The organism is Nocardia fodinahabitans, from assembly GCF_052983615.1.
In genome coordinates, this window is sequence record NZ_JBRJJC010000001.1 from 1,602,685 (window position 1) to 1,616,470 (window position 13,786).

Genomic DNA, 13,786 nt, shown 5'->3' on the forward strand with positions numbered 1-13,786 from the left:
TTCGTCAGGATCCGGCACAAATCGGCAGCCTACTGGTTCGGGGCGGCTCGGGCTCATTCGACATCCGGGACCGGCGCCGCGTCACGGATGAGCTGTTCCAGTTCCCGCGGACCGGCCAGTTCGGTGGGCGCGATGGTGCGCCCGGACCGGACGTAATGGAATGCCGCGCCGACCCGTTCGAGCATGCGGGCCTCGTCGGCGCCGGTGCGCGCGGCCATCAGCCGCGCCCAGGCGAGCCGGTAGACGGCCAGCTGCACGGCGACGGCGGCTTCGTCGGCGGGGCCCGGCTCGGCGCCGGTCTTCCAGTCGACCACCACCCAGCGGCCACCGGGTTCGGCGAACACGGCGTCCATCCGCCCGCGGATGACGGTGCCCGCGATGGTGGTCTCGAACGGCACCTCGACGTCGATCGGGTTGCGATGCGCCCACGGTGAGCGGCGGAACGCGGCCTGCATGGCGGCGAGTTCGCGGTCGGCCCGGCCCAGCTCGGTGCCGCTGTCGGCGGCGCCGGGCAGTTCGTCGAGGCCGAGCAGCTGTTCGGTGCCGAACCAGGACTGCACCCAGGCGTGGAACGCGGTGCCGCGCCGGGCCATCGGATTCGGCGGGTACGGCAGGGGACGGCGCAGCCGGGCCGCCAGGCGGGTCGGGTCGGCGCTCAGTTCCACGAGTGCGGTGGCGGGCAGCTGGCCGGGCAGCTCCACCTGCTGGTCGGCGAGTTCGGCCGCGGTGAACTCGGCGAGCAGGGCGTCGACGTCGGTGGCCCAGCCCTCCGGGTCGTCCGCGTCGTCGGCGGGCTCGGGATCGGCCGGTCGGGAACGCAATCGCTCGAGCGCAGCGCGGACCAGCTCCGCGCCCTGTTCGATCGGGTCGCGGCGGCTGCCGAGCGGGTCGCGCGGCCACGCGGCGGTGGGCGGGTTGTCGGCGAACGGGTTGACGGCGTCGGGCGCGGGCTGGTCGTCCCAGCGGGCGATGGTCGCGACGCCGAAGGCCGCGCTGTCGGGGTCCTCGTTCGCCTGTTTCAGTTCGAGCAGGAACTCCGACGGGCCCTTCTGCGCGGTGCCGGTCTCGGGCCAGTAGTAGGACGAAACCAGCAGCACCCGTTCGGTTCTGGTGAGCGCCACGTAGAACAGGCGCCGTTCCTCGTCGAGGCGGCGGCTCTTGAGCGCGTCCTTGTGCTCGGCGATGGCGCGCTCGAGTTCGGCGCGGTCGCCGACCCGGCTCAGGTCGAGGACCGGTACGCCCTCGGACGCGTCGGGTTGGGCGCGATCGCCGCGCAGGGTGGTCGGCAGTTCGGTGAGCGCGCCGAGCCAGGTGCTCAGCGCGGTCGTCGAGGGGAAGACCGACGCGCTCACGTGCGGCACCGCGACGACTTCCCATTCCAGCCCTTTGGCCGCGTGCACGGTGAGCACCTGCACGCGATCGCGCGCAACCTCCACGTCGCCCGGTTCCAAGCCGTTCTCGACCGATTCGGCCGCGGTGAAGAAGGCCAGCAGACCGCTCAGTGAGGCGCGCGAGTCGGCCGCGTACCCGGCCACCACCTCGGCGAACGCGTCGAGGTGCTCGCGGCCCGCGCCGCCGCCCGCGATGGCCCGTCTGGCCTGGGTCTCCACGCCGACACCGATGGTGCGTTCGACATCGGCGACGAGCTCGACCAGCGGCTGCCCACTGCGTTCGCGCAGCGCGGCCAGTTCCTCGCCGAGGGCGACGATGCGGGTGAACCCGGCCTCCGAATACTGGTCGGGCGCCCCGGGATCGGCGATGGCGTCGGCCAGGCCCGCCTGTTCGGTGGGTTCCGGCGCGACCGCACGCAGGGCGGTCGCCAGTCCGGCCGCGTCGGTGATGGCGGCGGACGCGTCGCCGGACAGGCTGCCGATCGACAGCATCCGCGCGCGCCGGGCCAGGGCGGCGAGATCGGCGACGCCGAGCCGCCAGCGGGCACCGGTGAGAATGCGGACGGCGGCGCTGCCGGTGCCCGGCTCGGCGATCAGCCGCAGGGTGGCGACGATATCGGCGACCTCCGGTGTCGCGAGCAGCCCACCGAGACCGACGATTTCGACCGGAAGACCCCGCTCGCGCAGGGCCTCGGCCAGCGGGGCCGCGTCGGCATTGCGCCGGATCAGTACCGCCGAGGTCGGTGGCGGCTGCTCGGCGTCCCTGGCCGTCGCCCATTCCCGGGCGATGCGCTCGGCGATCCAGTCCCGTTCCTGGGCCACGGTTTCGGTGAGGGCCAGCTCCACCGCCCCCGCCTGCGCCTCGGGCTTGGCCCGCAGCGCGTCGACCGTCGCTCCACCCGCGGCCTTGGCCCGCAGCCGCAGCGGATCGGCGACCAGGTTCGCCAGGGCGAGGGCTTCCGGCGGGTTCCGCCAGCTGGTCAGCAGCGGCAGGATCGGCGCGGGGACGCCGGGCGCTTCGGGGAAGTCGGTCGCGAAACGGGGGAGATTGGCAGCCGATGCGCCGCGCCAGCCGTAGATCGACTGCATCGGGTCACCGACCGCGGTGACGGCGAGAGCTCTACCCCCCGAGCCGGTTTCGCTCGGCCCCTGAGTGTCGGCTGACCCGCTTTCCGGCCGATCGGTACCGGTGCGATCGGCGACACCTCGACTATCGGTTCCGCGCGCGTGACCCGCCGTGCCGCCAAGAACGTGGCCGACGAGATCGAGCTCTGATGGATCGAGATGATCCGGGCCCCAGAGCATCTCGGGACCCGGCGACGGTGCCGTCGGCGCACCACCCCGCACGCGCACCGGTCGCGGCCGATCCTGGCGGACCGCTTCGGCATCGCCGAACAGCGCCGACAGCAGTACCCGCTGCGCGTGGCCGGTGTCCTGATACTCGTCGAGCAGGACCAGCTTGAACCGGGCCCGTTCGGCGGCGGCCACTTCGGGATGGTCGACGGCCAGCTGCGCGGCCAGCGACATCTGGGAGCCGAAATCGAGTGCGCCACGGCGGTTCAGCGCGTCGGCGAGCTGACGGACCAGGGGTAGCAGGGCGACTCGCTCCCGTTGCGCGTCGACGACAGCGGTCAGCGTCTTGCTCGGCCCGCCCCGCTGACGCGGACCGGCGGGCAGCGTGTACACCAGCTTCTCCAGCTCGGCGTGCGCCTCGGCGAGCTGCTCCGGTTCCACCAGGTGCTCGGCGAGCTGCCCGGACAGCGCGAGCACCGCCTCGGTCACCGACACCGGCGTGCGGTCGGTGTCGAGGTCGCCGTCCCAGGACCGCACCACCTCGTGGGCGAGCTGCCACAGCTGGGTCTGGGTGAGCAGCGCGGCCGACGGCTCGACGGGCAACAGCAGGCCGTGCGCGGTGAGCAGCCTGCCCGCGTACGAGTGATAGGTGCTGATCTCCGGTTCGGCGCCGGAGATCAGCGTGCGCAGCGCACCGGTCGGGTCGATCTCCCGGACCAGCGGGGCGCCGGCCAGCCGGGCCAGACGGGTGCGGATGCGCGAGGTCAGCTGCTGGGCGGCCTTGCGGGTGAAGGTGAGGCCGAGCACCTCGTCCGGGGCGACCAGCCGGTTGGCCACCATCCACACCACGCGCGCGGCCATCGTCTCGGTCTTGCCCGCACCCGCGCCCGCCACCACCAGCGTCGGCCCCGGCGGCGCGGCGATGACCGCCGCCTGCTCGGCGGTCGGTGGCGGCAGCCCGAGCGCGTCGGCCAACCGCTGCGGGGTGACGCGCACGCCGCTCACTCGTCGGTCACCTGCCGTCCGGTGTCCTGTACCGGGCAACTGCCCGCGACCGGGCAGTGCCTGCACCCGTCGTTGCGCACGGCCAGATACCCGGGCCCGCGGGTGGCCGCGGCCGCGTCATGGATCGTGTCGCGCCAGGTGTCGAGTCCCTCGGCGTCCAGGGCGGTCTGGGCGCGTTCGGTGGCGCCGGTCTTGTGGTGCGGCTTGGCGACGTAGACCAGCCGGGCCCCACCGGGATCGGCGGGCACGGCGGATTCCTCCGCGTCGAGCGCGCCGTGGGCGGCCGCCACCTGGTAGGTCGCCAGCTGGGCGTGCTCGGCGACGGCCTTCGCGCTGACCGGCGTCTTGCCGGTCTTCACATCGACGATCACGAAGCGCCCCTGCGCGTCCCGCTCCAGGCGGTCGATCCGCCCGCGGATCCGCACCGCGCGTTCGTCCTCCGCTCGCGCGGGCAGCACGCAGTCCACCGGCACCTCGACACCCGCCTGGGTCAGTTCGCCGCGGGTGGTCCTGACCCAGGACAGGAAGGTCTCCAGCATCGCCTCGGTGCGGCGCAGTTCCTGCCGGGAGTGCCAGCCGGTGGCCGGGTCGACCGACTGCCACGCCTGGTCCAGCGCCGCGCGGACCTGCGCCTCCGGCACGTCGCCGGCCAGCGCCTGCACCAGGGTGTGCACGAGGTTGCCCTTGACGGCGTGCGGATTGTCGCCGTCGGTGCCGCCGTGGCGCTCCAAGGCCCAGCGCAGCGGGCAGGTGCGCAGCAGTTCGACCGTCGACGGGGACAGGCCGATCGGGGAATCGTCGTCGTCCCACAGTTCCTTGTCCGAGCTGAGCTCGGCGGTGCCGTACCAGTCACCGGGATCGGTGCCGGGGACACCGGCGTCGGCGAGCCGGGCCAGCTGGTGAGCCGCCCGGTCGCGCCGGTCGGGTGCGGTGGTGGGATCGCAGACCACGCCGCGCAATTCGGCGACCAGGGCGTGCATCACCAGGGCGCGACCGGGATCGGCGACGGGCAGGGCGCCGGGTTCGCCGGTGTCCTCGTCGCCGAGCAGTTCGGTGAGGAAGCGCGAGGGCACCAGATCCTGGTCGCCCGCAGCGGATTCGACGGCGGTCACCAGCAGCGATCGCCGCGCCCTGCTGCACGCGACGAGCAGCAGCCTGCGTTCCTCGGCCAGGATCGGCGCGGCCCGGCTCGTCGTCGCGCCGAGGTCGACGCCGGCGATCAGGTCGACGAGATCCTCGGTGTGCAGCAGTGTTCCCCTGGCCCGCGGGTTGGGCCAGATGCCCTCCTGCACGGCGGCCACCGCCACCACATCCCATTCCCGGCCCGCCGCCGCGTGCGCGCTGAGCAGCGACACCGCGTCGCCCTCGGCGGTCAGCGGCCTGCCCTGCTGCGGAATCTGCTGGTGCAGCAGGTATTCGACGAAACCGTCGATGCTCGCCTTGGGCAGCCGGTCGACGTAACCCGCTGCGGCGTCGAACAATTCGACGGCGGCGTCGAGATCGCGGTCGGCCTGCATACCCGCGGCGCCGCCGCGCCGGGACTGCCGGAACCAGCGCCGTTCCAACCGGGAGCTGGTCCACAGGGTCCACAGCACGTCCTCGACACCCTGGCCCCTGACCTGTGTCTCCCTGGCCTTGCGCACCGCGCGCAGCACCCGCTGCAGCGGCGCGGCCTCCACCTCGGTGAGGCCGTCGAGCAGCCGGTCCTCGCCGATGCCGACGATCAGGTCGCGCAGGACCTCGGCCGAGGACTGGTCGATCAGCGGCACCGCCGGGGGTTCGGGTTCCGGCCGGGGCGGGCCGACGACGACCGGCGGTGCGGCGGGCGGGGTTTCGGCGTCGAGCAGGTCGATGTCGTCGGGAAGGCGTTCGGCGACGTCCCAGTCCGGTTCGGGTTCCGGGCGTAGTGGGTCCGCCGGATCGGGCTCCGGTGGCAGCCATTCGCCGTCGATCGGATCCGGTTCGGGCTCGGGCACTTCCGGTGGGAGCGGCGGAGTGTCGTCCCACAGCAGGAACTGGCCCGCGTCGGCGTACGGGTCGGCGGCGGCCAGCGCGCCGGTGCGTTCCAGGTCGAGGACCGTGCGGCGGACACCACGGCGCAGCCGCCGCAGGGCGATCTGGTCGGCGCCGCCGAGTGGGCCGGACAGCAGGTCCATGGCGTCCTCGGGCGAGAACATGGCGTCGATCGCGCGCCGCGAGCCCGGCCGCGACGAGTCGCCGGCCAGCAGTACGCGCAGGGCCAGCACCATCCACGCCGCTCCGCGCCTGCGGGCGAGCGGTTCGGCCACCGCCGGTCTGCGCACCGGCACCCCCGCCGCCAGCAATGCCCGCCGCAGCGGCGCGAGCGACAGCGGGATCGAGCGCACGATCACCGCCATGGACGACCACGGGACGCCATCGGTCAGGTGGGCCCTGCGCAGGTGGTCGGCGATGAGCGCCGCCTCCTTGGCCGCGGTCGACAGCACGCGCACGCGCACGCTCGACTCGGCCTCGGATGGGGGCAGGTCACCCGCCGGCGAGTCCGGCTCATCCGACACCGCCGATCGGCCGGGCGCCGCATCGGTCGAGGTACCGGATCCACCGGATACCGAGTCGCCGGGCTCGCCGGCCGGAGATCTACCGGACCGTCCCAAGCGGTCCGATGCCGACCCATCGGACTTCGCCGGGCCGGAGCCGCCAGGGGTGTCCCGTTCGCCGCTCGGCCCGGACAGCGGGACCAGGCCGTCCAGGGCAGCCGAAGCGCTTTTTCCACCAACGTGATCGGCGGATTCCGAGGGAATGGTCGCTCGCCCCGGCATCACCCGATGACGCGCGCTGCCCGGCAACCGCGCCGCGATACGTGCCGTGGCGAGACGAATCGGCGCACCGCTGCGGTAGTTGTGCCGCAGGATGATTCGTCGCTGCGGCGCGGTGTCGATGTCGATCAGGAACCGGGAGTCCGCGCCGCGGAAGGTGAACACGCTCTGATCCGGGTCGCCCGTGATGACCGTGCTCGCGCTGCCGCTGCCGATGGCGCGCACCAGGGTCGCGGCCTGCGGGTCGAGGTGCTGGGCGTCGTCGACGAGCAGGTAGCGGATCCGATCGCGTTCGGCGGCGAGCAGGTTCCGGTCACCGGCCAGTGCGTCGAGGGCCGTGCCGACGAGTTCGGCGGCGTCGAGCGCGGGCGCTGTCGCCTCCGGTGCCGCGACGCCGACCGACCAGCGCAGCATCGACGCCTCTTCGTAGCGCTGGAAGAACCGTCCCGCCGCCACCCAGGCATCGTTGTCGTGGTCGCGGCCCAGGGCCATCAGGTCCTCGGGGCCGAGCCCGCGTTCGGTGGCCCGCAGCATCAGGTCGCGCAGTTGTTCGGCGAATCCGCCCAGCGCCAGCGCGGGGTGCAGCCGCGGCGGCCACAGACCGCGCGCGCCGGCCTCGATATCGGCGAGGTCGCCGCGCAGCATCTCACGCAGCACGGCGTCCTGTTCGGCGCCGGTGAGCAGTCTCGGCGGCGGATTGCCGTGCAGGTCGGCGTGGCGGCGCAGGACCGAGAACGCGTAGGAGTGCAGGGTCCGCACCATCGGTTCCCGGCTGGCGCCGGGGATGCCGCCCGCGTGCGGCCCGAGCTGGACGGTGATCGCGTCGCGTAGCGCGGCGGCGGCCTGTTTGGTGTGGGTGAGGACCAGCACCGACGCGGGGTCGGCGCCGTCGGTGATCCGCGCGGTCACCAGGTCGACCAGCAGCGCGGTCTTGCCGGTGCCCGGCCCGCCGAGGACCTGCCACGGCAGCCAGCCAGGGCGAGACGGCGCGGGCTGGGCCTGCTCGGCGAACAGCACGCGAACAGCGGCGCCCCAGGCTCGCGGCCGGGGCGCCCGCGTCGTCCGGCGCACGAGTCGCACCGAGCTATCCGATCGCACCACGTCGGCTATTGCAACAGACCAGTACGACACGCCAGCACTCCCCCGCCGGGGGGACACGCTGCGCGACCGTGCGCGACCGGCCAGAATGGCTGTCGTGTCCTCGCTTCATGTGCACCGTTTCGGTCCCGCCGACGGCCACGTCGTCCTCGCCCTGCACGGCCTCACCGGCCACGGCAACCGTTGGGAAACCCTGGCCACCGAGCACCTGCCCCAGGCCCGGGTCATCGCCCCCGACCTGCGCGGACACGGCCGTTCGACCTCGCTGCCGCCGTGGGACTTCGAGACGATCGTCGACGATCTGGCCGCGCTCGTCCGCGCCGAGACCGACGGCCCGGTCGTCGTCGCCGGCCACTCCTTCGGCGGCGCCGCCGGCATCCATCTGGCCCGCAGGCACCCCGATCTGGTGCGGTCGCTGATCCTGCTCGACCCTGCGATCGGCATCGACCCGAAACTCATCGAGCAGGTGGCGCTCGCCAACCTGGCCTCCCCCGACTACACCGACCTCGCCGAGGCCAGGTCCGACAAGCAGCACAGCGCGTGGAGCCCCGACGAGGTCGATCCGACGCTGCTCGAACGCGAACTGGCCGAGCATCTGGTGCCCACCGAGGGCGGCCGGGTGGGCTGGCGGATCTTCCAGCCGGCGATCACCGCGTACTGGGGTCAGCTGGCGCGCCCGTTCGTGCTGCCGCCCGCCGACCTGCCGACCGTGCTGGTCCGGGCGGCCAAGGTGCAGCCGCCGTATGTCACCGCCGAGTTCCTGGCCGCGCTGTCGGCCCACCTCGGTGACCGGCTCACCGTCGAGGTGTGGGACTGCGATCACATGGTCGCCCAGGCCCGCCCCGCCGAGGCGGCCGCCCTGATCGCCGCGGCGCTGTAGCGGCGATGGCGGCGACGACGGAGGAGCAGGTCGAACGGGTCCGCGCGCTGGTCGCGGCCATCCCGCCCGGCCGGGTGTCGACCTACGGCGATATCGCCCAGGGCGCCGGCCTGTCGTCGGCGCGGACCGTCGGCTGGATCATGCGCACCGATTCCGCCGACCTCCCGTGGCATCGGGTGATCGGCGCCTCCGGCCGACCCGCCGCGCACCTGGCCGCCCGGCAGTTGCGTCTGCTCGCCGAAGAAGGGGTGCCGATCATCGACGGTCGCGTCGACCTCCGCACAGCCCGGCTCTGAGCCGTTACCCACCACCGATTCGCGATCGGTCACACAGTGCGGCAACGGCAAGACCAGGCCATGGCGCTCGGTCGGCGCCGGGCTGACCGGTGAAGGTCACCGGACACCGGACAAGGCTGCGCGTCGGCGCCGCTGACGACCGCGGCTGATCGCTGGACCAGGGGCACTAGCCTGGCACGTGTCTCAGCGCTCGTCCGGAAATGACTGCTGGATAGTCGGATCCGAGGGCGCTACCGGTCTCGTCGGCGGTGTGATGGGCGACGAGCGGCGAACCGGGTTGTCCGCGTGGGTGTCCGCCGAGGGCGAGTGCAGCGGGGGTCGAGACACCGGCCGCACCGGCCGCACCGGCGGCGGCGTCAGCGGCGCGCCGACATCGGAGCGCCGCACCGGCCCCGCCGTTCTGGTCGGCGCCGAGTGTCGTTCGTCGACAGAAGGTTTCGATATATCTGGACCGCCACGCCGCGCGTCAGAACGGCTGGTCCGCGCCTCCGGACCACCGGGCGGTGAGCCCAGCTCGCCAAGTCGCGAGGCCGGTCCGCTGGACGTCGCCTGTGGTCGCGGTACTCCCGGCTGCGGGCGCCCCGGCGGATACGCCGACAATCGCCGACCCGCAACGACACCACGTTTCGTCGGCGACCGCGAGGACTTGATCCACCAGAACACCAGCGCACCGAGGATCGCGAACACCACCGACCACACGAGATAGACGACCAGGATCCCCATATCGCGTTCGACGAGCCCGACCACCACCCCGAGCGCGCCGAACACTCCGCCGAGCGTGATGACCACGAACAGGAATCCGCGGATCACGTCACCGAGCATCGTCGGCTGCCCCGGCCCACCTGCACCGGACATCTCCACCCCCTTGCCGAACCGCGACGCGACGCCGCCGTCCGGGCGCTCGAGCATCGACGTCACACCCCGCTAGCATGACTTTCGTGCCGATTACCCTACGCCGGATCAGCCGATGACCGCCGCCGATGCGATCGTGCTCGCGGGCGGACGCGCGAGCCGGATGGGCGGGGTCGACAAACCCGCGATCGTGATCGGCGGCCGATCGATGCTCGACGCCGCGCTGACCGCGGTGGCCGGCTGCGGTCAGATCGTGGTCGTCGGTCCGCATCGACCGGAGCTGGATCCCCGCGTTCAGCAGGTCAGGGAGGTCCCGCCCGGTTCCGGCCCGGTCGCGGCGATCGGTACCGGGCTGAGCGCGCTCGGCCCCGAGCCGGCGCCGTGGATCGTCGTCCTCGCCGCGGACATGCCGTTCGTCACTCCTGACACCGTGCACGAATTGCTGCGCCGCGCAGCCGAATCGACCACCGACGCCGTCTTCGCGATCGACGCTTCCGGTCGGCCCCAGTATCTCGTCGGCGTCTGGCGGCGCACCGCCCTCACCGCGGCGCTGGCCGGGCTGGACGCGCTGGTGAACCAGCCGATGAAGGCGATCGTCCCCACCGAGACCACCCTGATCGAGCTGCCCGGCACCGGCGACTGCGACACCGAGGAGCAGGTCCGCCGCGCCCGCGAGACGATCGCCGACCGCGCCTCGACCCGCCTCGACCTCACCGCGGCCAGGGCCCGCATCGCCGCCGAGCTGACCCCGCTGGTCGCCTACGAGGCCGAGCTGGGCGAGGTGAGCGGCGCCGCCCTCGCCGCCCCGATCGTCGCCGCGGGCGCGCTGCCCCGCTTCGACGTCTCCGCGATGGACGGCTACGCCGTGTGCGGCGACGGCCCCTGGCGGCTGCGCCGCGATATCGGTTTCGCGGGCGGCGCCCGCCCGGTCGGCCTGCTGCCCGGTGAAGCGGTGCGCATCGCCACCGGCGCCCATGTCCCCGACGGCACCACCTCCGTCCTGCGCGACGAGTTCGCCGACGTCACCGGCGACGAACTCACCCGCCGCCCCGGCACCCCGATCCGCAGCGATGTCCGCACCCGCGGCGAGGACCAGATGGTCGGCGACCTCCTCGCCCCCGCGGGCACCCGCGTCACCACCGCCCTGCGCTCGGCGGCCGCCTCGGTCGAAGTCACCGCGGGCCTGGTCCGCGGCCCCGTCCGCGCCCGCATCGTCATGACCGGCGACGAGATCCGCAGCAGCGGCCCGCTGCAAGCCGGTCAGACCCGCGACTCGATCGGCCCCGTCCTGCCCGACCTCCTCGCCGGCCTCGGCGTCACCGTGCTCGACCGGGTCCACCTCCGCGACACCGACCACGGCTTCGACGACATGCTCACCGCCACTGCCGGTTTCGACCTCCTGGTGGTGGTCGGTGCCACCGGCGGCGGCGCCGCGGACCAGCTCCGCGCCGCCATCGCCCGCGCCGAGGCCCGCGTCGTCGTCCCGAGACTGGCCCTGCGCCCCGGCGGCTCCACCATCGTCGCCGAACTCCCCACCGGCCCCACCGTTCTCGGCCTCCCGGGCAACCCCTTCGCCGCGATCGCCGTACTCCTGGCCCTGACCCCAGCCATCGTCGCCGCCCGCACCGCCGCACCCCCACCCCGCCCGGTCTACGGCCCCCTGCACAACGCCGCCGAAACCGCGGCCCCCATCCAGCGCATCACCCCGGCCCGCTACGCCCCCGAAGGCGGCTGGACCGCCGACACCACCGTCCGCACCGCCCACCTGGTAAGGCCTCATCGACCGCGACGGCCTCGTCATCGTCCCCCCGGAAGCCCCCGACGGCACCATCGTCGAGTTCCTCCCCCTCCCCCACTGAGCCCAGTAAACTAAGATTCACTCTTAGTAAGATGACATCTTAGTTAGGTGTAGCCATGGACTTCGTCGGTCGAGCCCATGACCTCGGCTTGCTGACCGGCCTACTCGCCTCGGTCGCCCGTGGCGAGGCAGGCACACCCGGTCGCGCCGTGATAGTCACCGGGCGTCGGCGAGTCGGCAAGTCACGCCTTGTACAGGAATTCTGCGACCGATCAGGTGCGGCTTACACCGTCTTCCAGGCGACACGTGGTCGAAATCCCGTTGCCGAGCGCGCCGACTTTGTGGAGACCGCAGGCCGGATCGATTCCCCGGGCGCGGCGATAGTCCGCGGATTGCCCGCCGCCGACTGGAACCAGGCTTTGCGTACCCTCGCGATCGCGGCACCGGACGACCGCCCGTCGATCGCCGTGATCGACGAAGTGCCGTGGCTCGTCGAACAAGACCGTGAGTTCGAAGGCGCGCTGCAGACCGTGTGGGACCGCGATTTGTCCCGCAAACACGTGCTGCTTGTCCTCGTCGGCAGCGACATCTCGGTCATGGAGGCGCTGGGCGCCCGCGATCGACCGTTCTTCGGCCGCGCCACCAAAATGATCGTCGACCCGCTCGATGTCGCCGACGTGCAAACAATGACCGGCCTGGACGCGGCCGCCGCGATCGATGCCCGCCTCATCACCGGCGGGTTCCCACAGATCCTGACCTCGTGGCGTCCTGGCATGGATCGGCTCGATTTTCTCCGCGAAGCCACAACTGATCCGCTGTCGCCGCTCCTGGTCGCCGGCGAACTTTCCCTACTCGGAGAATTCCCGGAGGGCACACGCTCCCGCGCTGTCCTGCAGGCGATCGGCACCGGCGAACGCACCTTCAGCACGATCGCCGCCCACGCGGGCTCCACCGGCGCCCTGCCCGCGGGCACCCTCAATCCCCTGTTGAAAACCTTGCAGGACAAGCGAATAGTCGCCGCCGATCTCCCACTGTCGACCACCGCCGACACCAAGAACAAGCGCTACCGAATCACCGACTCCTACCTGCGCTTCTGGCTGGCCTTCCTGGAACGCGGCATTCCCCTCGTCGAACGCGGCCGCGGCGACCTCGCGCTGTCCCGCATCGAACGGTCCTGGACGTCGTGGCGCGGCCGAGCGGTCGAACCCCTCATTCGCGCATCCCTGCTGCGCCTGCTTCCCGACCAGGACTGGCCGGACACCGAAGAGGTCGGCGGCTGGTGGAACCGCGCCAACAACCCCGAAATCGACCTCATCGGCGCCGATCGCGCACCCGTCGCAAAGGCCGTCCACTTCGTCGGCTCCATCAAGTGGCTCGAGAACCAGCCCTTCGACCGCCACGACTACGACGCCCTCACCCGCGCACTACTCGCGGTCCCCGGCACCGACGCCGGCACCCCCTTGGTCGCGGTGTCACGCTCCGGAGTCACGACCGACACCCCGGTCAGCACCTGGTGGGGCCCTGACGAACTGGTCGCGGCCTGGACAGCATCCAGGTGACCGGTTCGACCGATCGTCAACGCTGCGCGCCTGCAGGCCAGCCCGGATAGGGTGGCCGAATCTCGGGCGGGGGGACCTGAACGGACGGCTTCTCGACATATTCGCCCGGGTCGACGGCGGCGGGGAACTCAGTCGGCAGGCGGCAATGTTCGGGCCCGGACCCGCGTTGCACATCCGGGGTGTCCCGACTCGATCCCACGCTGATCCAATCCCCGAAATAGCTGTGAGTGGGGTAACGCGCGGGTCCCGAGACTCGGGAATCGGGCTCGGCCGACCCTCCCGCCGGCAGACCGAAGCTCAGCCAGAGTCCGCCCGACCGCAGTGCGGCGTACCTGCCGGTATAGAACTCTCCTGCCTTGTTCCCGTAGGCAAGGCCGGTGCCCCACACGCATATCCGCACGTTCAACAACCAGGGAATCGCCCCGACCGGGGGCGGAGCCGCGAAGAACTCGACGCGTTCCAGGGAGGCGTAGACCGTGCCGCGAATCGTCCAGTGCGGATCAGCTGCCCGATCGTCGAACCGCAGCGACAGCGACCTCGACAGGGAGGATGTCCCATAGTGCGATGAATAGTAGGGCACTACCCCCATGCGATCTCCGGCCAGAACCACATCTTCCAGCCCGGCCCCGATCAAAAACGCGGTTTCGACATACGATCTGGCCTGGATCGCGACCTCGGAACTCAGATCGATCCCCGCCGGGGATGCCCAGCGAAAGTTGTACTGGTATCGGTCCTCCCACAGGGACGGTCGCCACCTGCCGTCACTTGCACAGGTGAGCAGGATGGCAACCTGCGCTACCACCAGCAGCGCCACCGCGT

At 72.2% G+C, this 13,786-nt stretch carries 7 protein-coding genes and 1 pseudogene; 4 read left to right on the forward strand and 4 right to left on the reverse strand.

The genetic code is table 11. The annotated features are described in order from the left end of the window. Positions 1-53 precede the first annotated feature (53 nt). Positions 54-3,689: an ATP-dependent helicase gene (locus NV348_RS07425; RefSeq protein WP_447146347.1), complete on the reverse strand. Its 3,636-nt coding sequence runs from the start codon at positions 3,687-3,689 to the stop codon at positions 54-56. After that, on the reverse strand, positions 3,686-7,582 hold the full coding sequence (locus NV348_RS07430) for an ATP-dependent helicase (protein WP_447150964.1): 3,897 nt from the start codon (positions 7,580-7,582) through the stop codon (positions 3,686-3,688). Before NV348_RS07430 ends, NV348_RS07425 begins: the two co-directional genes overlap by 4 nt. Positions 7,583-7,670: 88 nt before the next feature. On the opposite strand from NV348_RS07430, the gene NV348_RS07435 reads away from it, so the two are divergent. After that, positions 7,671-8,462 (forward strand): alpha/beta fold hydrolase, encoded by a 792-nt coding sequence (locus tag NV348_RS07435; RefSeq protein ID WP_447146348.1) that lies wholly within the window; start codon positions 7,671-7,673, stop codon positions 8,460-8,462. Positions 8,463-8,467: 5 nt separating this feature from the next. Continuing rightward, positions 8,468-8,758, forward strand: coding sequence for an MGMT family protein (locus NV348_RS07440; protein ID WP_447146349.1), 291 nt, complete (start codon positions 8,468-8,470; stop codon positions 8,756-8,758). A 183-nt stretch (positions 8,759-8,941) separates the two neighbouring features. Here NV348_RS07440 and NV348_RS07445 read toward each other — a convergent pair whose 3' ends face one another. Continuing rightward, entirely contained in the window at positions 8,942-9,676 is a 735-nt protein-coding gene (locus tag NV348_RS07445) for a hypothetical protein (protein ID WP_447146350.1), read from the reverse strand. A gap of 49 nt (positions 9,677-9,725) precedes the next feature. Here NV348_RS07445 and NV348_RS07450 point away from each other — a divergent pair. Together NV348_RS07450 and NV348_RS07455 are read left to right on the forward strand one after the other, a co-directional pair. Further along, positions 9,726-11,469 (forward strand): annotated as a pseudogene (locus NV348_RS07450) (NTP transferase domain-containing protein). Positions 11,470-11,524: 55 nt separating this feature from the next. After that, positions 11,525-12,967, forward strand: a complete 1,443-nt coding sequence (locus NV348_RS07455) for an ATP-binding protein (protein ID WP_447146351.1) — start codon at positions 11,525-11,527, stop codon at positions 12,965-12,967. 16 nt (positions 12,968-12,983) lie between these two features. Here NV348_RS07455 and NV348_RS07460 read toward each other — a convergent pair whose 3' ends face one another. After that, positions 12,984-13,781, reverse strand: coding sequence for a hypothetical protein (locus tag NV348_RS07460; RefSeq protein ID WP_447146352.1), 798 nt, complete (start codon positions 13,779-13,781; stop codon positions 12,984-12,986). Positions 13,782-13,786: the final 5 nt, after the last annotated feature.